This is a genomic window from Paenibacillus sp. NPDC058177 (genome assembly GCF_042883835.1).
GTDB lineage: Bacteria > Bacillota > Bacilli > Paenibacillales > Paenibacillaceae > Paenibacillus_AQ > Paenibacillus_AQ agri.
In genome coordinates this window covers 604,242-629,702 of record NZ_JBHVVB010000003.1, presented here as the reverse complement: position 1 = coordinate 629,702, position 25,461 = coordinate 604,242, and the positions used below count along the sequence as shown (strand labels likewise).

The following is a 25,461-nucleotide window of genomic DNA, read 5'->3' as shown; positions in this document are numbered from 1 at the left end:
AGGTGTGAATGTAAGAGTAAGTGTGAATGTAAGAGAAAGTGTAGGCGTAGATGTAAGCGTAAGTTGTAGTTGTATGTTCAGTTTTAGGTATGAGCATAGTGTAACTGTCCGGTTGAATAACTGGAAAAATGGGCGTTAATTAGGCGGAATTGCGGCTTCTCTCTAAAATAACTGGAAAAACTCCTGTTAATTTCACTGATTAGCTTCAATTTCGCATGAATGGAGGAATTAACGGGAGGATTTCCCGTTATTCTGGAGATGAGGCCTAAAAAGCCAGGATTAACGGTATATTTTCCTGTTAAATAATTCTTTAGTCTTAGCATCCAGTGATACTGGGATATCCTTCATCGGATTCATCAATTGGCCTAATGAGGCAGTTTTATGAAGCAATTAAAGAATAGATAAATATCCATGCTTAAATCTTTAAATCTATACGTATTACATTTATCACCATTTATATTGATAACGCTTAAAATTTATATTGGATATGGAATCTTTCTTTATTAAAAGTATATATATGTAAATATGAGCGTGATATAATTCTAGTTATTTGTCATATTAAGATAAATTCCAAGCACCAAAGGCCAGCAATCTTTTGTTATCTTCATAAAATAACAAAGAGAGGGTCATTGTCGTGAACAAACCCAAAGTATTTATAGGATCATCGCTAGAGGCGAAGCATTACGTGGATGCGATCAACGAAAATTTGAGCTATGTGGCTACGGTGACACCGTGGACTGCTGGCGTTTTTAATGAAAACCGTTACACGATGGAAGATCTGGACGAGCAGCTCACGCAGAGCAGCTTTGCTGTCTTTGTGCTGGCGCCCGATGACATTGTGACGTTGCGCGGGAAAGTGTATCTCGCACCGCGGGACAACACCATTTTCGAGTTGGGAATGTTCTGGGGTAAATTAAAGCGTGAACGGGTCTTCTTCATATTGCCGCGCTCGGTGCCGCAAGAAGTAGCTGGGCAAGGGATCGATGGATTCCGTTTGCCTTCTGATCTGCTGGGACTTACTTTGCTGTATTACGAACTGCGTGATGATAATAATTATACGGCTGCTGTAAGTGTGGCTTGTGCGAAGATTACCCGGCAAATCGAGGAAAAGCAGCATTTTGCTGATCCCTATGTTAAGATTCAGACCCTGGAGCGCGAAATTCGGATGAAGGATATGCTGCTGATGTTCTTCATCAATTATGTCCGGCCCTCGAACCTCTCAGCTGGCGGGGAATATGATAAATTATATGAGGCTGTCAGAACCAGCTATGACATCTCGTCACTGGAACAGTTCCGGATCCGGGGAGCGGCCATTTGGCGTGCTGAAGGTAATGACGGGATCAGGCAGGTGGCCGGCAATGTCGGCAAAGACCGCTTCTATGCATTCGAGGACAACGACGGCCGTAATGGTAAGGACCGGATTCTGGTGCTGGATGCTTTTTTGCAGGGGACGGTTCAATTTTTTCTGTACCGGGTGCATGTTGCCGCTGAATATATTGTGTGTTATCCTCTAGGTAAGGAATTGGTAATTACGATCCATTTGATTGGCCCTCTGGAACTGACAGCGAAGCACTTCGAGCAGATCTCCGAGGATAACAAGGAATTTATGAACGTACTCAACTATTTGTTCGGAGGGGATTTGAAATGAGCAAACCGCGCGGTAATGAGGGCAGCCTTGAGAAAGCGGGGCAAGCCTATAAAGTCTCATCCATCTCCCGTAAGAATCGGGACAGGCTAAGAACAATAGCCCTGAGTAACGAGTCGGGCAGAGTCGTCAAGGGACCTTCCGTTAGTAGCGATAACGACGTGAACTATATTTTGGTGTACCAAATGGATGCCAATTATGAGAAGCCGTTTTTTGCACGATAACATATGAAGCAGGCCGAAAGCAGGAGGATCTTGGGGCACCAGGATCAGCTTGCTTTTTTTGTTGTGGGATGGAGTTAGTTGTCTTTTAAAAGGTTATAAGATAATTTAGTATAGTATTCGTCATTAGTGAGCATGGGTTTTCAATAAGGGGTGAACAGCATGAGTGAGCTATACAGAGTGTTGGTTGTTGATGATGAACTGTTGGTTAGACAAGGCGTCAAACATATACTGAATTGGGAACAGCATGGCTTCTGTATCGTGGGCGAGGCTTCCAATGGCAAAGAAGCTTTGGAAATGATTGCAGAGCTATCTCCACATATCGTGCTTACCGATGTCGTCATGCCGGTGATGGACGGCGAAGAGTTGACTCGTCTGATAAAGCATAGCTGGCCGGATATTGAAGTGATCGTGCTTAGCAGCTTCAGTGAATTTGATTATGTCCGTTCCACCTTCCAAAGTGGTGTGTCTGATTATATTCTTAAGCCACACTTGGAGACGAAGATGCTGCTGAGTGTGCTCGAGAGAACAGTAGAAAGACTTCCTGCCGGTCTGAAAAGGAAACCGCAAGCCGATTACACGATCACATTGAACCAGGTACTGGAGAAGCTCATTGATCGTTATGAGGTGGAAATAGACCAGACCATGCTGGCAGAATGGTTCCCTTATCAGAAGTACTACATAATGGGCACTGCGGTGGATGAGGGAGAGCAACTGCTGGAATCTTTGCAAGCGCTTATTTCCGAGATGACCATCTATCCATTGCCAGTGAATTCTATCCCAAGACACCCGGAACTGAGGACTTATGTTGTGAATATCGGACAAAATGCTGAGGCAGAGAACATTCTTTTGTCCAAGCTGAAGCTATTGTACCCTTCTTCGGTTACAGAAAGTGGAGACTTCGTTTGGGCGCTTAGCGGGCCTTTTCATTCACTGGATCAATTGGGGGGCACCTTTCATCGCAGCTTCTTGCCATTGCTATCCTATCGCTTTTTCCTGCCAGTGCCGATGGTACTTGCACCGTCTGAGCTGCCGCACTTTGAAAAGGTTATCAGAGCCTCAGCATCCTTAAATGACACCGCGCTGCACGCCTTAATGGAGCATATTCGTAGATTACAGCTGGAGGAAGGCTTCGGGGTGCTCTACCAATTCATTGCACAGCAATCTGAGTCGTATAATACGGATGTATTTGAATTCAAATCCTTAATCGGTAATCTGATCTTCAATGTCATTCAGTTGCTTGGCACAATGAACATGAGCTCAGACGCGCTGAATGAGGCAAAATATAGCTATTTCAAAGCCATAGAAGAAGCCGGGCATGTAACAGATATCATTACGTTGCTTGAGCAGTTCCGGACGCAACTCGATCGCAGCATTCATGAGGCTACGTCTTCTTTTCATGATGGCAATCCCAATATGAAGCTGCTGCTTGATTACATTGACAAAAATTATACAGAGCCGATCACTTTAACAGAGATGGCTAAGCAATTTCATTTCAATCCTTCGTATTTATCCAGCTTCTTCGCTGCCCATCATCACGAGGGCTTCAAGGAGCATTTGAATCGGGTCCGTATCGATAAGGCTGCTGATTTATTACGGGGCAGTGACCACTCGATCTCCGAGATCGGCAGCATGGTGGGCTACGCGGATCATAGTTATTTCTGCAAAGTCTTTAAGAAGAATACAGGCATTTCTCCGAGCCAATACAGACGACAATATCATACACGAGTGGAGAAGGAGCAGGGATGAAGGAGCGACTTGAACGATTACGGTTTCAGGGACTGTTTATTAAAATATTTCTGGTCATGGTGGCTTGTATCATTGCGATTGCGGTATCCGTGGTATGGACCAATCTGCGTATGACGCAGCAGCTATTTCTGAAAACCTTCAGCATTACGAACTCTAAAGTGTTGGATCAGATTCATAATAACTTCGAGTCCTTTCACTACTCGGTTGTACTCGCAGCCAATCAAGCCCAGCAGAGCGTTACGCTAAAGAGCTATCTGACAGAGAAAGAATCGGACGAGTTGTACCGTGTGATGAATTCCTATTACAACATGACCCAGCAAATGAACCGAATTCAATCCGGGATCACTAGCTATTCGGTGGGTCTGTCGGTCATCGGTAAGAATGGCCGGGATTATACGGGCGTAGTGAATTATGATAAGCCGACGGCGCGGGAGCTGAACAGCAGTGCTATAACTGCCAATGCGGCAGCACAGCCTGGCAGAATGATGTATCAATATTATCAGGATGAGCAGGGGAAACATGCCATTGTCGCTACAAAAGTGTTGCGGGAGCGTACGACAGAACAGCAATATGGCATGTTGTATATCGCTATTGATGAGAGCAGCTTCAAGCCGTTTTATAATAATTTCTCCAGTGAAGGCAACGACTTCATTGTGCTTGATACCAACGGAACGGTGGTAACAAGCAACCTGTCTGACCTTGAGGGACAGAAGAATGATGAATTGCTGCATCAGGCCAAGTTGGTTCAGGAGCAAGGACAACAAGCCAAGAAGGTCCATATCATGGATCGTGATAAGCTGATGCTCGTGCAATATTTGCCTTCGTATGACTTTTATCTGGTGAATATGATTGACCAGCAAAAGGTGCTCGGACAGATGGTAAACACACGCAGTGTGGTACTTATCTGTCTCTTTATTGTGCTTATAGCTCTGGTTGGTGTCTTCCTGATCTCGCGGAAAATGACCCGGTCGATTACGTTGCTGGCCCGTCAGATGTCCAAAGTGACGCGCCGCAATTTTCATAACTATGTCAAGGTCTCCGGGGGTTATGAGATTCGGGAGCTGGGGCGGGCATACAACTATATGCTGGATGAGATCAATGATTATGTGGACAGGCTGGTGGAGACGCAAAAAGGCCAGCGAAAGGCGGAACTCGCAGCTCTTCAGCAGCAGATTAATCCCCATTTTCTATACAACACATTGGCTTCGGTCAAATTCCTTGTGCAGCAGGGTAGTAAGGATAAGGCTGAACAGACCATTCATGCGTTAATTTCACTTTTGCAAAATACGATCAGTAACGTGTACGAGACGGTGTCCGTAGAGCAGGAGCTTGTGAATCTGAGAAGTTATGTGTTCATCAATCATATCCGTTATGGGGAACGGATTCGGGTTCATTTCTTTGTTGCGCCGGATTGCGTGCAGTATCAGGTTCCCAAGCTGATTATTCAGCCATTCATCGAAAATGCATTTTTCCATGCTTTTAACCGCAAAACAGAAGGCGTTATCCATGTCTTGATTGCCAGAGAGGGGCAAAGGCTCGTCTGCGAGGTGATTGATAACGGAGATGGCATGGAACTGACGAGTGGGGAGGAGGGTATGCCCATGAACTCAGCTCAGAACAAGGTGCCTAAGCATTCCAGTAAGCTGTTCTCAGGTATCGGGGTTGCCAATGTGAATGATCGGATCCGGCTGCTGTATGGTGAAGAGTTCCAAGTGAACATTACAAGCACGGTTGGTGAAGGGACCAGAGTGAAGATAACGCTTCCTTTAATCGAAAAGACGGAAAATGAGTGATGTAAGCGGTACAAAATCTAATGAAATTACTATAATCCAAAAATAATACATGCCGGTATTAAGCGTAATGTGCATTCGGGCAACAAAAGAACAAATCTATATAAAGGATGTTCTAACGTTGTATTGTTGCCCGGTGATATCATTAATTCATGCCTAGTAAGCGTTTTCAGTAATTTTCATGAAATCGCTTTAAAGCGAATCTTACACAATAAACAGTCAAAGGGGCGGAACAAATGAAAAAAGCACTACTCTTGGTATTGGCCTGTATGGTATTGCTGGTGGGTTGCTCTTCCGGTGGATCTAATAAAGAAGCTGCATCCGGGGATGGTCAGAAAGAAATTACAATCTGGGCATGGGACCCTGCCTTTAACATCGCAGCATTGAACATTGCCAAAGAGACTTACAATAAGAAACATCCTGATGTCAAAATTAACATTGTTGAATACGCCCAAGGCGACATTATTCAAAAAATGAATACAGGACTTAACTCCGGCACTACGAAAGGTCTTCCTAACATCGTATTGATCGAAGACTATCGTTCCAAAGGTTTCCTGCAATCGTATCCAGAGTCCTTCTATGATTTGAGCAACAAGATCAAACCAACCGATTACGCAGACTACAAAGTCGGACCGACCAGCATGGACGGTAAGCAATACGGTGTTCCTTTTGACTCCGGTGTAACCGGCCTGTATGTCCGTAAAGATATTATCGAGCAAGCCGGATTCACAATTGACGATCTGAAAGACATCGATTGGAACAGATATATTGAAATCGGTAAAGTGGTCAAAGAAAAAACAGGCAAAGACATGATTACCTTCTCTCCAAGTGACCTGGGCTTCGTGCGTGTCATGATTCAATCCGGTCATTCCTGGTATATGAAAGAGGATGGCAAAACGCCTGATTTGGCCGATAACAGTACATTGAAAGAAGCTTTCGCCCTGTACAAAGAAATGCTGGATTCCAAGATCGTGAAGATCAATGCCGACTGGAGTCAATTCATCTCCTTCATCAACAATGGCGATGTGGTCACTGTACCTTCGGGGAACTGGTTGACGCCTTCCGTGAAAGCTGAAGTTTCTCAATCTGGTAAATGGGCCGTACTTCCTTTGCCGAAATTGCCTAATACACCGAATGCAACACATGCGTCCAACTTGGGCGGAAGCTCGTGGTACGTCATGAATGTTCCTGGTGCTGAATTGGCTGAAGACTTCCTCGCAGAAACGTTTGGTTCTGATGTAGGAATGTACGAAGAACTGCTCAACAAAATCGGGGCTATTGGTACGTTGAAAGCGGCTGCTGAAAGTGAAGCTTACAAGAAAACCGATGAGTTCTTTGGCGGTCAGCAAATTGTAAAAGACTTCTCCGAATGGACAGCGCAAATTCCTAACGTGAACTACGGTGTGTCTACCTATGCCATCGAAGATATTCTGGTAGTTGAAATGAACAACTATCTTAATGGCAAGAACCTGGATCAAGTCATGAAGGATGCTCAGGCTCAGGCAGAGACGCAAATCAAGTAAATCACGTAAGTAATTGAGCATATGAGCATTATGTAACCCTTGGGCGCTGCGGCATCGTGAGATCCAAAGCGTCCGGCGGGTTATTTTGCAGCCAGAGAGGAGACCTTGCTACGATGAATGCTAAGAAACGTGGGCTAAGCATGACCGCTAAGTATAATTTGACAGGATGGGGCTTTGTCCTGATTTCTGTAGTTATGATTGGCTCATTCTATTTCTATCCAATGATTCAGGCGCTTTTCTTGTCATTTAAAACAGGAACAGGCACCAACCTCACCTATACAGGGTTTTCCAACTATACGCGCTTGTTCTCGGATACGACCTTCAGAACAGCGCTATTTAACACCTTTATCTATCTAATTGTTCAGGTGCCATTAATGATTCTGCTGGCAATGTTCATCTCTGTACTGTTGAATGACTCCAAGCTTAAATTCCGCGGGTTCTTCCGTACGGCGATCTTCTTGCCTGCTGTAACTTCTCTCGTCGCTTACTCTGTTGTGTTCAAATATTTGTTTGGATCCGATGGCCTGATTAATGCGATGCTGCTGAAGCTGTCGATTATTTCTGCTCCCGTGGAGTGGATTACTGACCCGTTCTGGGCCAAAATTACGATTATTATCGCCATTACATGGCGCTGGACCGGATATAACATGATTTTCTATTTGTCTGCCCTGCAAAATATCGATGGCTCCATTTATGAAGCTGCACGTATTGACGGTGCTTCTGCCTTTAAACAATTCACCCAAATTACAGTGCCGCTTCTCAAACCGGTTATCCTGTTCACTTCTGTTACATCCACGATTGGTACACTGCAAATTTTCGATGAGATCGTGAATATTACTAAAGGCGGACCGGGTAACTCCACAATGTCCATCTCGAACTATATCTATAACCTGTCGTTTAAATACACGGCTGACTTTGGATATGCGGCGACAGTATCCTATGTGATCGTCATTCTTATTGTTCTGCTGTCGTTCCTTCAATTTAAAGTGGCAGGTGATAAGAAATGAGAAATCCAAAACGTATATTCACCTATGTGTTCCTGAGCATTGCTACCTTCATTTCGGTATTTCCGTTCCTGTGGATGATCATCAGTGCAACGAATAAATCTGTAGATGTGACCAAAGGCAGACTTCTGCCGGGCAACTATCTATTCGAGAACTTAACGAAGCTGATCGAAACGACCGATCTATGGACAGCGCTCTGGAACTCAGCTAGAATCTCTGTCCTGACTACAATCCTGTCGATTATCATCGCCTCACTTGCAGGTTACGGCTTCGAGATGTTCCGTAGTAAAGCAAAGGATGTTGTATTTAACATCCTGCTGCTGTCGATGATGATTCCATTTGCCGCCCTGATGATTCCACTGTATCAGATGTTCGCGGGCATCTCTAATACCATCCCCGGGATTGGTATCGATACTGTGGCGTCTGTGATGCTCCCGACCATTACGACGGCATTCCTGATCTTCTTCTTCCGTCAGAACTCCAAGATGTTCCCTAAGGACATGCTGGAGGCCGGACGTATTGATGGTCTGACGGAGCTGGGCATCTTCTTCAAAATCTTCATGCCTACCATGAAAACAACCTATGCGGCAGCAGGTATTATCACCTTCATGTCGAGCTGGAACAGCTACCTGTGGCCGTTGATTGTCTTGCAATCACCGAACCAAAAGACCATTCCGCTGCTGATCTCCACCCTGGGATCGGGTTATGCACCGGACTACGGCCTGATCATGGTGGCAATCGTCATCGCCACCTTGCCAACAGCCATCGTATTCTTCGTGATGCAGAAGCATTTCGTAGCGGGAATGACGGGATCGGTGAAGTAAAAAGCTTGCGAGATTGTAGCAAGTGATGTGATGAAGGCAGCCCCCCACGAGAGTGGGGGGCTGTTTTTGCGTTGGGCGTTGTTCTGGGGAAGCGCAATTTTACTTTTTTTAGGATAAGAAGAGGAATCTATTAATTGTAAAAAGAAATAGTATTAAGCGAAATAATCCCGCTATCAAGTGGGATTATTCTGAGTGCGAATGTATAGCTCCCATGAAAAGTCCGGGTTCTTCGCACCAATATTTTTACAATATTTGTATAAATTATTACTAAGATGCTGGTATGAGAGTGTTTATTGAAGAGATATGGTGCGATTTAGGTGCATAAAAAGGTTTTTTATCCTTTTTATGCTTGAAAATCGCTGTCGCTCCCTACGCGGGAGCGTGGATTGAAACGCTACTCCGGCTACTCCGGTTGCTTCTTCGCCACGTCGCTCCCTACGCGGGAGCGTGGATTGAAACATTATACCCTTTGGTGGGTATGTTTGGCAATGCAAGTCGCTCCCTACGCGGGAGCGTGGATTGAAACGAATGAGGGCTGTCCTGAGTGCAACTACACCGGCACGTCGCTCCCTACGCGGGAGCGTGGATTGAAACTGCTAAAGTGATATTGTCGGTGTAATACTTACGTCGCTCCCTACGCGGGAGCGTGGATTGAAACAATTATCGGCTGGGTGGACGAAGACGGCGGTATCGTCGCTCCCTACGCGGGAGCGTGGATTGAAACAGTATAAAGAGAGTTGAGAGATAACCACCAAGGATGTCGCTCCCTACGCGGGAGCGTGGATTGAAACCGATGGAACGATGGAACTTGATGAGTGTGGAATAGTCGCTCCCTACGCGGGAGCGTGGATTGAAACTGGGATAAGAGTAATTGGCAGCCACTCTGCGCATCGTCGCTCCCTACGCGGGAGCGTGGATTGAAACAACGAAATCATGCGTCGATGGGACACGCTGGATGGTCGCTCCCTACGCGGGAGCGTGGATTGAAACAAAAAGAAAATGAACATGGCAAAACCTAGTTCTTGTCGCTCCCTACGCGGGAGCGTGGATTGAAACCTTCGCCATGCGCTTCAGGAATTTTGTGATGTAGTCGCTCCCTACGCGGGAGCGTGGATTGAAACACTGCAACCTAACAGGGTATAAGGGCAAGGCGGTCGCTCCCTACGCGGGAGCGTGGATTGAAACAGCAATAGCGTGAAGGAAAGATACAACATCTACTGGGTCGCTCCCTACGCGGGAGCGTGGATTGAAACAAAGATTACACGAAAGACACAGGCCATCAGTGTTGTCGCTCCCTACGCGGGAGCGTGGATTGAAACTCCCCCATGGACTTGGTGAGCAGAGCCGCACCCAGTCGCTCCCTACGCGGGAGCGTGGATTGAAACCGGTTAACCAGGGTGTTAACGCCGCCCAGGCTGTCGTCGCTCCCTACGCGGGAGCGTGGATTGAAACCAGAAGGTCAGTAGCGGCATAGCAGCCGTAGGGGTGTCGCTCCCTACGCGGGAGCGTGGATTGAAACACAACCATGTCGATTCATGTATAATGGTGTTGAAGTCGCTCCCTACGCGGGAGCGTGGATTGAAACGCACCTCTTTTTCACACGCGAAAAGGCGATGTATCGTCGCTCCCTACGCGGGAGCGTGGATTGAAACCAAACACACAGTCAGATGCTGCGGATGCCTTGGACGTCGCTCCCTACGCGGGAGCGTGGATTGAAACAACTCGGCTATGTCACCACCGCCGTTAGTAGCAAGCGTCGCTCCCTACGCGGGAGCGTGGATTGAAACTGACCAGCCAACCCTCCCACTTGGAGAGATTAACGTCGCTCCCTACGCGGGAGCGTGGATTGAAACCCGGCTTGCCCGAATAATGACGTCGAATCCTTCCCGGGTCGCTCCCTACGCGGGAGCGTGGATTGAAACATCGGACGTTTTCCCGCGATCCTGGAGGACGTCCCTGTCGCTCCCTACGCGGGAGCGTGGATTGAAACCCCCAGACGCATCAGCCTCTTTTTGATGGCCTCAGTCGCTCCCTACGCGGGAGCGTGGATTGAAACTGCTCTGTGGCATCGTCCACGAAGGATAGAGCCGTCGCTCCCTACGCGGGAGCGTGGATTGAAACTCGGTGTAGACTACATCAAGGTAGACGCCGCCAAGTCGCTCCCTACGCGGGAGCGTGGATTGAAACACACGGTTTCCAACGTAGAATCCTAACGGTATCGTCGCTCCCTACGCGGGAGCGTGGATTGAAACATCGTGCAGGGGACCTCTTTTTCTGTATGTACTGTCGCTCCCTACGCGGGAGCGTGGATTGAAACAATTTACTACTTGCAATTGAATGTAGTTGAATGTATAGTCGCTCCCTACGCGGGAGCGTGGATTGAAACTTTGGTGCGGATACAGCACGAGATCGTACTCTCCGTCGCTCCCTACGCGGGAGCGTGGATTGAAACAGCCGATACGCAGCCAGGAAATAATCAACGAGATCAAGTCGCTCCCTACGCGGGAGCGTGGATTGAAACGGAAGGATAAGGTATTCCCTATCGCTCATCAAATCGTCGCTCCCTACGCGGGAGCGTGGATTGAAATCTTCAAAAACTGCGTGTGCTTAGACTTGAGCTCGTCGCTCCCTACGCGGGAGCGTGGATTGAAATTCCGCGCCTATGATGTCAAGCGCCGACTCAGGTATCGTCGCTCCCTACGCGGGAGCGTGGATTGAAATTTGCAGTGGCAATTTACTTAATTCAGTACTGGTTGTCGCTCCCTACGCGGGAGCGTGGATTGAAATATCAGAACGTGTGACAGTGGTACCATCAAGGGCATGTCGCTCCCTACGCGGGAGCGTGGATTGAAATATTACGGCGTACCAGCTCGCCTGTACCATCACCCGTGTCGCTCCCTATACGGGAGTGTGGATTGAAACATTAACGGCGTTTTGGTGTCAGCCTGGCCGCAGGTGGTCGCTCCCTACGCGGGAACGTGGATTGAAATTTTGCATCGTTGTTGTGTGCTTAATTAAACGGGTCGCTCCCTACGTGAGGAGCGTGGATTGATATGTATCGCCGAAATCAGCTCAGGCAGAGCCAGTGGCCGTCGCTCCCTACGCGGGAATGTAGATTTAAATTCAGTCGGTAAAAAGAAGCTCAGAAGGTGGTCACTACCCATAGAGGAGCATGTCTAGAAAAACTGGTGCCTTACTTATGATCAATATGTCTGGTGTTTCCATACATCGAATCCATGTTTCTTCTTAGCTAACTAGAAATATGGAAATTTTTCTATTTCCTGTTTTTATCCCCGCGGTTTTTCTACGTAACAAATTCAAAGCGCTGCTCACTAAAAACACTTTTACAAAAAAAGTTCATATTTTCCCTAGAGAAATTAGGAAGCAAGCAAGGAATTTGAAAATTATTGGAGAATTAACAGGATATATGTAGTACTAAGTGCTTATGAAGTAGGGAGAAATGAACTGAGCTGCTCGATTAAATTATTGAGTTCATCTTCTATTAGGAGAGATCAAATGGAATATATTGCGCATATCAGAGAGAGTGATAAGAAGATTCAGACGGTTGCTGAGCATTTGCTGGAGGTGAGGAAACTAGCGGAGGGCTTCGGTGAGAAATTGAATGTTAAGCATATTGCTGGTTTGGCGGGCCTGCTACATGATATGGGTAAATTTACAGAGGAATTCAGGACCTATATTCTGGAAGCCGTATTTCACCCGGAGAAACCCTCTAGACGAGGTGAAGTGGATCACTCTACTGCTGGTGGCAAGCTTTTGTTCGAATTATTCCATGATCCTACCATTGGGAAGCCTGGTATGAATAAGGCCATCATCAGAAATCGAATGATTCTGGCAGAGGTAGTAGGGAATGCGATTATCTCTCATCACTCATACCTGCATGATTTTCTGAATCAGGAGCTTGAGTCCAAATACTTGAAACGTGTCTGCAAGAATACGCTCGAAGAATTCGAGCACACGAAAGCCCTCTTTTTCCAGGAAGTGATTAGTGAGACTGCGTTCTATGATTATGTAGATCAAGCTGTGCGCGAACTGAATGCATACTTGCAAGTGAATGCTTCGGATAGCCATGAAATGCGGCTGATGTTTTTGACTAAGTTCATTTTCAGCGCATTAATTGATGCTGATCGGAGTAATACTCGTAGTTTTGAGGATCAGCAGGTAGATGAAGAGATCGACAGGAAAGCTGTATTTTCTGTATTTTACAAACGGTTGATGGTACATATTGATTCTTTAGCGAACAATGAACATGTAAATTAGCCGATTAATCGATTGCGAAGAGAGATGTCAGAGCAGTGTGACCAGTTTGCGACTCGGCCGTCTGGCATCAATACTTTGTCGATTCCTACAGGCGGAGGGAAGACATTAGCCAGTCTTAGATATGCGCTGAGGCATGCTCTGCTCAAGGATAAAAAACACATCATATATGTTGTGCCATACACAACGATCATCGAGCAGAATGCTGAAGAGGTACGCCGTATTTTAAAAGATGAAGCGTATATTCTAGAGCACCACTCCAATGTGGTGGATGAAGAAGATGAGGATGAGCAACAGAATGAATTGGAAGACGGCCTCATCACCACCAGGCAAAAATTAAAGCTGGCCCGGGATAATTGGGATTCACCGATTATTTTTACAACGATGGTGCAATTTCTGAATGCGTTCTATGCGGGAGGCACCCGGAATATTCGCAGACTGCACAACTTAAGCCATTCTGTCATTATCTTCGATGAAGTACAGAAGGTACCTGTGCCCTGTGTCTCACTCTTCAATCAGGCGGTTAACTTTCTAAACACTCATGCAGAGTCAAGTATTGTGCTTTGTACAGCTACCCAGCCAGAACTTGACTTCGTTGAAAATAAGCTGAATATCCAGCCAGATGGCGAGATAATCGGGTATCTGGAGGATGTTGTTCAAGCCTTCAAGCGGGTTGAGATTATGGACAGGGCAACAGGAGAGTCATTTGATACGGATTATTTGGCTGATTTTGTAAAAGTAAAAGCAGATGAAGTACACAGTGTTCTCGTCATTCTTAACACAAAGACGGTGGTCAAGAAGTTATATCAGAAACTTCTGGAGCAAGACCTTTCCATCCCGATTTACCACCTAAGTACCTCCATGTGCGCTGCTCATCGGAATGACATTCTCAGAGAAGTTCGTGAGAGACTGGAACACGAACAACCCGTGATTTGTATCAGTACACAGTTGATCGAGGCAGGAGTGGATGTAAGTTTCAATTGCGTTGTTCGTTCCTTGGCTGGGCTGGATTCTATTGCTCAGGCAGCGGGGCGCTGCAATCGGCATGGTAAGGATGACATCCGGCAAGTCTATGTGATTGATCATGGAGAGGAGAATCTGGACAAGCTTAAGGAGATCAGGATAGGCAAGGAGATTACAGCCAAGATTCTAAAAGACCTCCAGCGCGACCCATCTGTTTATGGCGGAAGTGTGCTGTCTACACAGGCGATGGAGCAGTTTTTTCAAGAGTTCTATACTGCGTTTGATTCGAGTCTGGATTATCCAATTTCTAAATTGGGCAAGAAGATGACGGAATTATTGTGGTCAGCCCGTAAAGCGAGTCCTTACTTTCAAGCGTATTGCAATGAACATAAAGTAGCCCCGCCGCTATTGTTGGTTAACAGCTATCGGACTGCAGCCGATTATTTCGAGGTTATTGCTAGTCATACTACTTCGGTGATTGTTCCTTACGGGGAAGGCAAGGAGATTATAGCCGATCTGAATGGCCAGCACAGTATTGAGGATCTATCCCGCTTGCTACGTAAAGCCCAACAATATACGGTGAATCTTTTTAACCATGAAAAGGATGCGCTCAGTAAAAATCAGGGGTTAGTGGCTTATCTGGATGGGAAGGTACTGGCATTGACGGAAGGTGCTTACCATGAAGATTACGGTATCAATATAGAGAATGATAGCCCGATGGGGCTTCAGATGTGGTGAACGTACAAAAGCCTATCTTCAGTGAAGATAGGCTCTCAAACATACAGTATTACTTCATATAAATTTAAATCCACGCGGTTGCGACTTATTTAGTATAGCCGTAATAAAATTATAAAATCAAGGTTTGTGTTAAAAAAGAGTGCATCTACAATACAAGTGATTATGAGATGAAAGGTGCCTGATATACCGCTAGGGCAAAGTTTGGAGGCTCTATATAATAATACGGACTTTTAAAGTGTATTCTAAATCCTTGGCCATGGATTGGGGCAAGTGTATCATATGATTTTAGTTTTCGTAAAGATTCTTATAAGAAGTTATTGATTTTTTTAAGATTATATTGTAACCTATAATTGTTAATTTATTCTATTATTTGGTTTAGGTGGTGGTGTGACAAGTCTATGTCGAATCCCAGGAAGATTCGCTGTACAAGCTATTGTTTTTCTATCATTGATTTTGATGCTAATCCTAGAGGAAAAGGTACTTTCGAATGCCTGAGAACGCTGATTGAAGGAGAGCAGCATCAGAATCATCTTTGTATGCACCAATCCATTCACGAGCAATTAAAGTATGTCCTGCAAAAAACAACTACGAATCATTCATCTAAAGACAATAAAGCCACTCACCCCATCCTAGAAAACACACATTACACTCAAGAAGAAATAGACATAAGCAAAATCGAACAATCTTACATTCAGAGACGTATGGAATATCAAAAAAGAATCAAGGTTAGTTTGCATATCGTCCAAAGAAATGTGCAGAATTGGCTCAATCGTTATTTTCCTGAATATCAGCAAGTATTTAAAAAATGGGAAGGTAAGACTTCGCTTATTACACTCCATAAATTTCCTACACCTAACGATATTTTGAGATTGGGTCCGACTGCTATCTTGCAATGTTGGAGGAAAGAGGTTAAAGCGGCTGGTATAAATCTAGCAAGGGAATTAGTTATAGCAGCAAAATCGTCTAAGAGATGTACATTTGAACTCGGCCCAGCGAAGGCGGAGCTTAATAGTCTATTGGATCAATATCAAATGCTAAAGAAAAAAATTGAAGAAATTGACCATGAGTTGGATCAATCTTTGAATTAACTTATTGTGATATGAAATCAATCGAATAGTAAATGAGGTGAGTTGTATGGGTGCCAAGGGAGGAGAATCCTGGTACCCACACATTAAAAAGTTGTTGCGAAAGGAGGCCAAGCAACCCATGAGAAATGGAATCGAATTCAAAGTCTACGGCGATTATGCGTTATTTACAGATCCGTTAACCAAACTTGGCGGAGAGAAGCTCACTTATAGTGTTCCTACATATCAGGCGCTAAAGGGGATAGTTGAATCAATATACTGGAAGCCGACGTTGATCTTCATCGTAGACGAGGTTCGAATTATGAACCCTATACGTATGGAATCAAAAGGCGTTCGTCCAATTGAATACGGCGGTGGCAATACGCTTGCCAACTATACCTATCTGAAGGATGTATGTTACGAGGTTAGAGCTCATTTCGAGTTTAATGAGAATCGACCCGAGCTTGAACATGACAGGAACGAGCACAAGCACCATAACATCCTTAAGCGTTCGTTGCAGGCAGGCGGGCGCAGAGATATTTTTCTAGGAACCCGGGAATGTCAGGCGTATGTCGAGCCTTGTGTCTTTGGTGAAGCGAAGGGCTTCTACGATAACTATGGGGAAATCCATTTTGGCACGATGGTGCATGGTATTAATTACCCTGATGAAACGGGGAAATCGCAGATGGAGGTGCGTCTCTGGGACGTGAAGATGAAGGACGGCATCATCTCTTTTGACCGACCGGAAGTTTGCACGAAGGTTCGTACGATCTCGGAGATGCAACCTAAGGTCTTCGGAGCGTCCAATATGGAATCTGCGGATGAACTGCTGGCCCGGATGGAAGCGGAGGAGCCGATATGAGTTGGCTACTGAATCTCTATGAGACCTATCAGGCTAATTTGGATTATGTCGGAGAAATCAAGCGTACATATAACGACCGTGAATATACGCTTCTACCAGTCTCTCATACGACTCAAAATGCCCATATCGAAGTAACGGTTACAGAGGATGGAGAGTTCCATTCGGCAGTGGTTATCGCCAAAGATGATATGAGCACCTTAATCCCTTGTACAGAAGAGTCCGCAAGCCGGGCGGGGTCGAAGGTTGCGCCTTATCCGTTGCATGACAAGCTGAGCTATGTGGCCGGAGACTTTGTTGCTTATGGAGGCAAAATTAAGAAGGAAGAGCCTTATGGAGCTTATATTCGGAATCTTGAAGCATGGGCGAATTCGCCTCATGCCTGTACCAAGGTTAAGAGTATATACAGTTATCTCAGCAAGCGTACACTAATTCGGGATTTGGTGCAGGAGAAGGTGCTGTTTCTGGATGCTGAGGGCCGGCTCATTGAGAAGTGGGACAAGAAGGGTGAAGAGCTGCACGGAGAGAAGCCCAAGCTCTTCTCACTGATTGCTGGTGAACAAGAAAGTGCATTTATCCGGTTCAATGTTCGTCCGCATAGTGGTGTGACCGAAAGTGTGTGGAGAGACGCTGAAGTCTACGATTCTTTTGTGAATTTCTACAGTCAGCAGCTTGGCATAGAGGACTACTGCTATGTATCCGGGGAATTCGTACCAAGCACAGAGCGACATGCGAACAAGATTCGTCATGCGGCAGACAAGGCCAAGCTGATCTCAGCCAATGATACTAGTGGATTTACCTTTCGGGGACGGTTTACGAATAGTACGGATGCAGCAAGCATTAGTTATGAGGTCTCGCAAAAAGCACATAATGCTTTGAAGTGGCTCATTAATCGCCAAGCTAAAGTGATCGACCAGCGTGTGTTCCTTGTCTGGGGTAATCAGGATCTGGATGTGCCTGATCCTATGGACGATTTCTTCAATCTGGATTCTGAAGTAGAGTCTACTAACCCTAGCACCAGTTACACCAATGAAGAATTTGCTAGGGAAGTGGCTAAAGCTCTCGGCGGCTATCGGAACAAGCTTGGGGAGAGAGAGAACACCAATGTCAATATCATGGTGCTGGATTCCGCGACGACCGGGCGTATGGCAGTCCTGTATTATCGCAACATGGACAAGAATCTGTATCTCGATAAGCTGATCGAGTGGCACTCCACTTGTGTCTGGCTTCACCGTTACCGCAAGAATGCCAAGGGAGAATTTGTTATCTCCCCAGGCGCACCTTCCACGAAGGATATCGCTTTTGCCGCATATGGTCCTAACGGGAGTGACAAGGTCATTAAAGGACTGATGGAACGTATACTTCCTTGTATAGTGGATGGACGAGAAATCCCAGAAGATATCGTTAGAAGTGCTATCTATCGGGCATCTAATCCGGTGTCGATGGAGAAATGGGAATGGGAGAAGACGCTTAGCATTACCTGTGCACTTATTAATAAAAAGGAGAAATGCGATATGGCACTGGAAACGGAAAATACAGATCGCAGTTATCTGTTTGGGCGATTGCTCGCAATTGCAGATGTGATGGAAAGAAAGGCGTTGGATGCGGATGAGAAACGTTCTACGAATGCCATCCGGTACATGAATTCGTTCTCAAGGTATCCCGAAAGAACCTGGGGCATCATTCAGTCTGCATTGCAGCCCCATCAGGCTCGTCTGGGTAGCAAGGTTACTTATTATTCAAGTTTGATTGATGAGGTAGCATCAAAGTTCACTTCAGAGACGTTTAACAATACCGCATTAACCGGGAAATACTTACTGGGCTTCTATAGCCAGCGACACGAGCTGTATAAAGGTAAGGACAAAGGAAAAGAAACCAGCCAGTCTTCTGACAATACCGACACTATGGATACTTCCAACTAAAAGGAGAGATAACAAATGACTACATTGGATCATAAAATTGATTTTGCTGTTGTGCTTTCTGTAACCAAAGCTAACCCGAATGGTGACCCGCTGAACGGGAATCGTCCGCGTCAGAATTACGACGGTCTTGGCGAAATTTCAGATGTAGCTCTGAAGCGGAAGATTCGAAATCGACTACAAGATATGGGCGAATCAATCTTCGTACAGTCGAATGACCGTAAGACAGATGCTTATGGCAGCCTTAGAGAACGGGCCGAAGGCAATGCGGAGCTTGAGAAGATTTTCAAGTCTAAGAATGGATCTAGTGAAGAGTTCGCCGCTATTGCTTGCCAGGAGTGGATGGATGTCCGGAGTTTTGGACAAGTATTTGCTTTTAAATCGGATACTAAAGGCTCTGGCGTATCTGTAGGCGTGAGAGGTCCGGTATCTATTCATACAGCGACTAGTAAAAGCCCCATCGACATTACTAGTTTGCAGATCACGAAAAGTGTGAACTCCGAACCTGGCAAAGAGCGTGGATCGGATACGATGGGGATGAAGCACCGCGTGGATTTCGGTGTGTATGTATTCTACGGCAGTATCAATACTCAATTAGCTGAGAAGACTGGATTTACTAACGAGGACGCTGCCAAGATCAGAGAAGCTCTACAGTCGCTGTTCGAAAATGATGTGTCTTCGGCCAGACCGGATGGAAGTATGGAAGTACATAAAGTGTACTGGTGGGAGCATAGTTCCAGACTTGGGCAGTATTCATCGGCTAAAGTGCATCGTTCTCTTGAGGTGAAGGCAACAGTTGATGAGCCGAAGTCTATCGAACACTACGCTATTGAACTCTATCAGCTTGAAGGTCTCAAGGTCGAAGAACTAAATGGACTATAACGATGACGAAGCGTTAATGCTCTCCGGGATACAGCATTTTCAATTTTGCAAACGCCAGTGGGCATTAATTCATATTGAACAACAATGGGAAGAGAATGTGAAGACCGTTGAAGGACAGCATCTTCATCGCAATGCGGATCAGCCTTTTACAAGGGAGAAGCGAGGGGATAAGCTCGTTGTCCGTGCAATGCCAGTAAGATCTGGGGAACTGAATATTTCTGGTATATGTGACGTGGTAGAGTTCGTAAAAGATGACGACGCAGGTGTCCCCATTAATGGTGCTGACGGTAAATACCTTGCCTTCCCGGTCGAATACAAACGGGGCAAGCCCAAGGTTAATGAAGAGGATATCTTACAATTGGCCGCACAAGCGATGTGTTTGGAAGAAATGCTGCTGTGTGATATACCAACAGGATATATTTTTTACAATGAGATCAAGCACAGAATTGAAGTGCAGCTTACTCCAGATCTCAAATATAGGGTTAAGGCGATTGTGGAGGAGATGCAAGACTACTACCGTCGTAGACATACTCCTAAAGTTAAAACAGGCCCTTTTTGCCAAAGCTGTTCTCTTCAACATATTTGTTTGCCCAAGTTAATGAATAAACAGACAGTAAAAAGCTACGTTGAAGGGAAAATCAAGGAATGAAAAAACTTCAGAATACGTTATATATCACCCAGCCTTCGGTCTATTTATCATTGGATGGAGATAACATTGTCCTTCTGAAGGATGAGGAGAAGCTAGGCAGAGTCCCTCTTCATAATCTGGAGTCAATTGTCGCTTTTGGTTATGTAGGGGCTAGTCCCGCGTTAATGGGCTATTGTGCGGAGCGGAACATTTCGCTGATGTTCTTGACGATGAACGGAAGATTCCTTGCCAGAGTGATTGGGCCAAGCAAAGGGAATGTAGTGCTGAGAAAAAAGCAGTATCTTCTCTCAGAGGATGAGCAGTCGTCTGCGCGGATCGCCCGGAATTTTATTATAGGTAAAATCTACAATCACAAATGGATGCTGGAGCGCATGACACGGGATTATCCGATGCGCATTGATGTTGAGCAATTTAAGGAGATTTCGGGCCATTTATCTTCTATTATGCTTGAGGTGAGGGCTTGTGAAGAGCTCGATCGTTTGCGGGGATTGGAAGGGCAGGCTGCGGTTAGCTATAACCGACTGTTTGATCAGATGATTTTACAGCAGAAAGAAGATTTCTATTTTCATTCCCGCTCCCGGAGACCTCCACTGGACAATGTGAATGCTATGTTGTCTTTGGCTTACACTCTACTGGCTCATGATACTGCTTCGGCGCTGGAGGCTGTCGGGCTGGACGCTTATGTAGGTTTTATGCACCGGGATAGACCGGGCCGGGCATCGCTAGCGCTGGATTTGATGGAGGAATTGCGGGGAATTGTGGCAGATAAGTTTGTGCTTTCACTGATTAATAAGAAACTGGTGCATAAAGAGGATTTTGTGAAAAAAGAGAACGGAGCGGTCATTATGACCGATGAAGCTCGAAAGAAATTTCTCACTGCGTGGCAGACCAAGAAGCAAGAAAGCCTTACTCATCCTTATCTGGGGGAGAAAATAACCTGGGGGCTCGTCCCGCACGCGCAGGCTCTTTTGCTGGCTCGTCATCTACGGAATGACCTGGACGAGTATCCTCCATTTCTTTGGAAGTAGGTGTACGATTTGCTGGTATTAATTACTTATGATGTGAAAACATCCAGTAGTGGAGGCCAAAGCCGATTGCGAAGAGTCGCCAAGGTCTGTCAGAATTACGGGCAGCGAGTCCAACATTCCGTATTTGAGTGTATTGTCGATGCGACGCAATTCGCTGAACTGAAGATTAAGCTGAAAAATATCATCGATGAAACGGAAGACAGTTTGCGATTCTATCAACTGGGCAATAACCATAAGAACAAGGTTGAACATGTCGGGATCAAGGAATCCCTCGATCTTGAAGGCCCCTTGATTCTGTAGTGCGAATGTGAAGCTCCCATGAAATCCCCGGGTCCTCCGCACCAGATTTATTACATTATTTGTATAAAAACAATGAAGAAACTGAGTTTAAGATGTTTCTTGTGAGAGGAACAAGGGATTTTTGGTTCATAAAAATGTCATTTACCCTTTTTATGGGTAAAAATCGCTGTCGCTCCCTACGCGGGAGCGTGGATTGAAATCGGCAATAGCCATTCCGACGCCGCCGATTGCAGGTCGCTCCCTACGCGGGAGCGTGGATTGAAATCCGTCCCGCGACATTACTGTGTTCACCGTGGCTGTCGCTCCCTACGCGGGAGCGTGGATTGAAATCCTGGTCACAACATGATCACCGGTGCGAACATCGCGTCGCTCCCTACGCGGGAGCGTGGATTGAAATCTTTTGTTGTTCATAAAGAGTGTAATCAAGGCCCTGGTCGCTCCCTACGCGGGAGCGTGGATTGAAATTCCAGCATGCCCACAACAATTGAAAAGTCACCTCGTCGCTCCCTACGCGGGAGCGTGGATTGAAATCACCTAAACCAAGGTGTATCAACTACAAATGCGCGTCGCTCCCTACGCGGGAGCGTGGATTGAAATCGACAAAGGCGCTGCAACGTCCTCCATAAACTCCAGTCGCTCCCTACGCGGGAGCGTGGATTGAAATTTGAAAGGTAATTCCGTAACGATTCCCAACATCGGTCGCTCCCTACGCGGGAGCGTGGATTGAAATGATCATGCCAACACCCCTTTCTTTTTTCGAAACAGTCGCTCCCTACGCGGGAGCGTGGATTGAAATCTGAATAATATTTTCAACCCGGTGGTGCAGTTTTGTCGCTCCCTACGCTGGAGCGTGGATTGAAATCGGATCCTGATAAGCACCTAAAACCGATTGCAGTCGCTCCCTACGCGGGAGCGTGGATTGAAATATTGGTTACAGTTTTCGGTGTTCCGGTAATGTTCGTCGCTCCCTACGCGGGAGCGTGGATTGAAATAGCAGACTGAGAGGCCGCCGTAGCTACCAACGTCGTCGCTCCCTACGCGGGAGCGTGGATTGAAATCAGAAGGTCTGGTGTGTCACATTTACACCTCCTGCGTCGCTCCCTACGCGGGAGCGTGGATTGAAATGTTTTGGCCTCGCGAGTTAAGGCGGGTCAATGTAGGTCGCTCCCTACGCGGGAGCGTGGATTGAAATCCACGAATGGTCCGCTCTAACCGTCTTAACTCTGTCGCTCCCTACGCGGGAGCGTGGATTGAAATACCGAACATCGGCTTCATCCACCCACATTGGGTGCAGTCGCTCCCTACGCGGGAGCGTGGATTGAAATGTAGCCTCCCCCTATCATTGCTATCCTCCGTAGTCGCTCCCTACGCGGGAGCGTGGATTGAAATAATCTGCCGTGCGATGCTCAGGAAGAAGTGTAGGTCGCTCCCTACGCGGGAGCGTGGATTGAAATAGATGCGATAAGAGCAGGTAGTATCCTCTTCAAGTCGCTCCCTACGCGGGAGCGTGGATTGAAATACCTGAGTAATCCGATTTCGGTCGATCCACCTTCCGTCGCTCCCTACGCGGGAGCGTGGATTGAAATTATGGTGCTGACGGTGGAGCCGCCGACGGAGGGGCGTCGCTCCCTACGCGGGAGCGTGGATTGAAATGCCTTCGTGTTTAATCAGCATTTTGTCAATGTGTCGTCGCTCCCTACGCGGGAGCGTGGATTGAAATTTCAACCAGAAGATCTGAGCCGTCACGTCCGGCTGTCGCTCCCTACGCGGGAGCGTGGATTGAAATATTGGGGGAAGACCAATATAAACAGGGAGTGAATGAGTCGCTCCCTACGCGGGAGCGTGGATTGAAATTTATCTAAGGGTAACATGGAACTCTTTACGACTACGTCGCTCCCTACGCGGGAGCGTGGATTGAAATTACCTGTTATGGTGAAGTCCATAATCCTGGAGCAAGGTCGCTCCCTACGCGGGAGCGTGGATTGAAATGGGACCCTGCTACCCGGCGAGGGATGGGTGCAGGGCGTCGCTCCCTACGCGGGAGCGTGGATTGAAATTCGGCTGGGTCGCGGTGCTCATAGTTGATGGCACAATGTCGCTCCCTACGCGGGAGCGTGGATTGAAATTATAATGAGACAACTGACAAGGACATTGGCATGCTGGTCGCTCCCTACGCGGGAGCGTGGATTGAAATAAAGACTGCTAAATATGTTTGCACCAACTGTGATAGTCGCTCCCTACGCGGGAGCGTGGATTGAAATGATCAACTCAATGTGTTTGGTACGATTGTTATCAGTCGCTCTCTACGCAGGAGCGTGAATCAACATTCTATGAGACCACCAGGGAAATAAAGGGAAAAACACCTGTTAAATCTCCTCAAAACGGTTGATGCTCAGAATTAACTGGAAAAACACCCGTTATTTCTGAGCGTTTTGCCTCTGAACAGCCTGCAGGTGAAATTTAACTGGAGAAAATACCGTTAATATCTAAATAAAGTTTTTTCACTCCAACAAACCACTTTATAAAGCCAAAGGTAGGCTATGTGTTACAGTTGCCCGGCTTTGGCAATTGTCCTTAAATGCTAGTAACGAGCTAGCCGACATCACTTTAACTTGGTTCTCCCCAACACTTCCTCTTAACCATCCCCTACACCCTACACAGCACCCGAACCTACCTATCCAATGTCTCCCCACCCTCCATCTCAGCCTTCCTCCGCGCACGAAAGCGGCGCACTTTCATAAGGTTGCCGCAGGCTTTGTCGTCGCAGTATCGTTTGGAGCGGTTGCGGGTATCATCATAGTAGACCCAGAGGCAGTCGCCGTTCTCGCAGATGCGGAAGCGGGAGGTTTCTTTTTCAAATAACGCCGTGGCAAAAGAAGCCGCAATCTCCGCCATCACCTGATCCCAGTGGTTGTAACGTGGCAATAAGTTCATCTCATAACGTTGATGTTCTGCATTCCAAGTAACTTTTCTGGTTACAGGCCCGGGCGCCATGTAGTGGTTCAACTGTTCCAGCAGTGCTGGGTCTCGTGGTTGTTCTTGCACAATACTTTGCACAGCGGCCCAGAGGTGGGAGCGAAGCTGCTTTAATTGTTCCGTCTCGGCTTGATCTGGCAGAGCATCGGTCTCTAGACGATGTTGCTGCAACCATGCAGAGACCCATTCCGAATCCTCCAGCATGTCCCGATCCTTGCTGCGGTCTCCGGTCCGCCAATCCCGCCAGTAGCTATTGATGAGATCCTCCCATAACACGATTCATTCCTCTTTTCCGTTCATAGCATTGTTCATATTGTAACAATTAAAAATCGCTTTTACTAGTTACTTGAATAGAATATAGAAATATGCTAAAGTCTTTCAGTAACTTTTATTTTATGATTTAAGTCGTTACATATTACGATTTGGAGGTAGAACATGCAGAATAAAATCAGTGATGTTTTGCTGCAAAATTGGGATTATGCCATGGATGTGGAAGACTGGTCTCCGCCGCTCAGCGATGCGCTGGATGGGGTCAACAGCACGCAGGCGAGCTGGAAACCGCAAGGTGCTGCGGGGAATTCGATCTGGGAGACGGTCAACCATTTGACGTATTATAAGGATCGCTTGCTGCGCAAGCTGAAAGGGCTGCCGAAACAGCCTGAGCTGGAGAGCAACGATGATACCTTCACGGTTACGGAGTCGGGGGAAGAGGCTTGGCAGAAGGCTGTGGAGCAGTTGAAAAGCGTACATGCCCAGCTACGCGAAGTGATTGAAGCGCTGGAAGAGGGTGCTTATGATTGGGGCGGCTCGGGGCATGCTCCCGGCGAAGAGGTGATGAGCCTCATTCTGCATGATGCATATCATACCGGGCAGATTGTGTTGCTTCGTAAGCTTCAGGGTTCTTGGCCCGCACAGCGCAGTTTTTAATCATTGTAGAATTAGAAAGCAATTTTGTAACTGAAATAAGCTTTCTACATTATTCAGGTGAAATTACAACGAACCACAAAAGGCGTACGAACTGACCTCAGTTTAGTGCGTCTTTTTCTTTTGAA

General features: G+C 46.5%; 16 protein-coding genes, 1 pseudogene and 2 CRISPR repeat arrays. Of the genes and pseudogenes, 16 read left to right on the top strand and 1 reads right to left on the bottom strand.

The window, feature by feature from the left end; translation table 11 throughout:
• The first annotated feature begins 634 nt into the window (after positions 1-634).
• The 15 genes and pseudogenes from ACFVU8_RS16770 to cas2 all read left to right on the top strand — a co-directional run bounded on the left by ACFVU8_RS16770 (position 635) and on the right by cas2 (position 21,433).
• Positions 635-1,648, top strand: coding sequence for a TIR domain-containing protein (locus tag ACFVU8_RS16770; protein ID WP_387428603.1), 1,014 nt, complete (start codon positions 635-637; stop codon positions 1,646-1,648).
• Positions 1,645-1,869, top strand: a complete 225-nt coding sequence (locus ACFVU8_RS16765) for a hypothetical protein (RefSeq protein WP_387428601.1) — start codon at positions 1,645-1,647, stop codon at positions 1,867-1,869. The genes ACFVU8_RS16770 and ACFVU8_RS16765 overlap by 4 nt, the downstream gene beginning before the upstream one ends.
• Before the next feature lie 159 nt (positions 1,870-2,028).
• Positions 2,029-3,615 (top strand): response regulator, encoded by a 1,587-nt coding sequence (locus ACFVU8_RS16760; RefSeq protein WP_387428598.1) that lies wholly within the window; start codon positions 2,029-2,031, stop codon positions 3,613-3,615.
• On the top strand, positions 3,612-5,408 hold the full coding sequence (locus ACFVU8_RS16755) for a cache domain-containing sensor histidine kinase (protein WP_387428595.1): 1,797 nt from the start codon (positions 3,612-3,614) through the stop codon (positions 5,406-5,408). Before ACFVU8_RS16760 ends, ACFVU8_RS16755 begins: the two co-directional genes overlap by 4 nt.
• A 233-nt stretch (positions 5,409-5,641) precedes the next feature.
• On the top strand, positions 5,642-6,928 hold the full coding sequence (locus ACFVU8_RS16750; RefSeq protein ID WP_387428593.1) for an ABC transporter substrate-binding protein: 1,287 nt from the start codon (positions 5,642-5,644) through the stop codon (positions 6,926-6,928).
• 113 nt (positions 6,929-7,041) lie between these two features.
• Positions 7,042-7,935 carry a carbohydrate ABC transporter permease gene (locus ACFVU8_RS16745; RefSeq protein ID WP_175370089.1) on the top strand — a complete coding sequence of 298 codons (894 nt, stop codon included), beginning with the start codon at positions 7,042-7,044 and terminating at the stop codon, positions 7,933-7,935.
• Complete coding sequence (locus ACFVU8_RS16740) at positions 7,932-8,756, top strand: carbohydrate ABC transporter permease (protein ID WP_387428591.1); 825 nt, start codon at positions 7,932-7,934, stop codon at positions 8,754-8,756. The genes ACFVU8_RS16745 and ACFVU8_RS16740 overlap by 4 nt, the downstream gene beginning before the upstream one ends.
• A 361-nt stretch (positions 8,757-9,117) precedes the next feature.
• Positions 9,118-11,746: a CRISPR direct-repeat array (repeat unit 32 nt; unit sequence GTCGCTCCCTACGCGGGAGCGTGGATTGAAAC).
• A 526-nt stretch (positions 11,747-12,272) separates the two neighbouring features.
• Positions 12,273-14,732, top strand: a pseudogene (gene cas3, locus ACFVU8_RS16735) (CRISPR-associated helicase Cas3').
• A 398-nt stretch (positions 14,733-15,130) separates the two neighbouring features.
• Entirely contained in the window at positions 15,131-15,820 is a 690-nt protein-coding gene (locus ACFVU8_RS16730) for a hypothetical protein (RefSeq protein WP_387428588.1), read from the top strand.
• Positions 15,821-15,938: 118 nt separating this feature from the next.
• Entirely contained in the window at positions 15,939-16,658 is a 720-nt protein-coding gene (gene cas5c / locus ACFVU8_RS16725) for a type I-C CRISPR-associated protein Cas5c (protein WP_387428587.1), read from the top strand.
• Positions 16,655-18,577, top strand: a complete 1,923-nt coding sequence (gene cas8c, locus ACFVU8_RS16720) for a type I-C CRISPR-associated protein Cas8c/Csd1 (RefSeq protein WP_387428584.1) — start codon at positions 16,655-16,657, stop codon at positions 18,575-18,577. The genes cas5c and cas8c overlap by 4 nt, the downstream gene beginning before the upstream one ends.
• A 15-nt stretch (positions 18,578-18,592) precedes the next feature.
• Positions 18,593-19,456: a type I-C CRISPR-associated protein Cas7/Csd2 gene (gene cas7c, locus ACFVU8_RS16715; RefSeq protein ID WP_387428582.1), complete on the top strand. Its 864-nt coding sequence runs from the start codon at positions 18,593-18,595 to the stop codon at positions 19,454-19,456.
• Positions 19,446-20,105 (top strand): CRISPR-associated protein Cas4, encoded by a 660-nt coding sequence (cas4, locus tag ACFVU8_RS16710; protein WP_387428579.1) that lies wholly within the window; start codon positions 19,446-19,448, stop codon positions 20,103-20,105. Before cas7c ends, cas4 begins: the two co-directional genes overlap by 11 nt.
• On the top strand, positions 20,102-21,133 hold the full coding sequence (gene cas1c / locus ACFVU8_RS16705; RefSeq protein ID WP_387428577.1) for a type I-C CRISPR-associated endonuclease Cas1c: 1,032 nt from the start codon (positions 20,102-20,104) through the stop codon (positions 21,131-21,133). The genes cas4 and cas1c overlap by 4 nt, the downstream gene beginning before the upstream one ends.
• Positions 21,134-21,142: 9 nt before the next feature.
• On the top strand, positions 21,143-21,433 hold the full coding sequence (cas2, locus tag ACFVU8_RS16700) for a CRISPR-associated endonuclease Cas2 (RefSeq protein WP_066367384.1): 291 nt from the start codon (positions 21,143-21,145) through the stop codon (positions 21,431-21,433).
• 168 nt (positions 21,434-21,601) lie between these two features.
• Positions 21,602-23,760: direct repeats of the CRISPR family, unit length 32 nt; unit sequence GTCGCTCCCTACGCGGGAGCGTGGATTGAAAT.
• A gap of 343 nt (positions 23,761-24,103) precedes the next feature.
• Here the strand turns inward: cas2 and ACFVU8_RS16695 are convergent.
• On the bottom strand, positions 24,104-24,685 hold the full coding sequence (locus ACFVU8_RS16695; RefSeq protein ID WP_387428574.1) for a CGNR zinc finger domain-containing protein: 582 nt from the start codon (positions 24,683-24,685) through the stop codon (positions 24,104-24,106).
• 159 nt (positions 24,686-24,844) lie between these two features.
• Between ACFVU8_RS16695 and ACFVU8_RS16690 the strand changes: the two genes are divergently transcribed.
• Complete coding sequence (locus ACFVU8_RS16690; RefSeq protein ID WP_379465487.1) at positions 24,845-25,336, top strand: DinB family protein; 492 nt, start codon at positions 24,845-24,847, stop codon at positions 25,334-25,336.
• Positions 25,337-25,461: the final 125 nt, after the last annotated feature.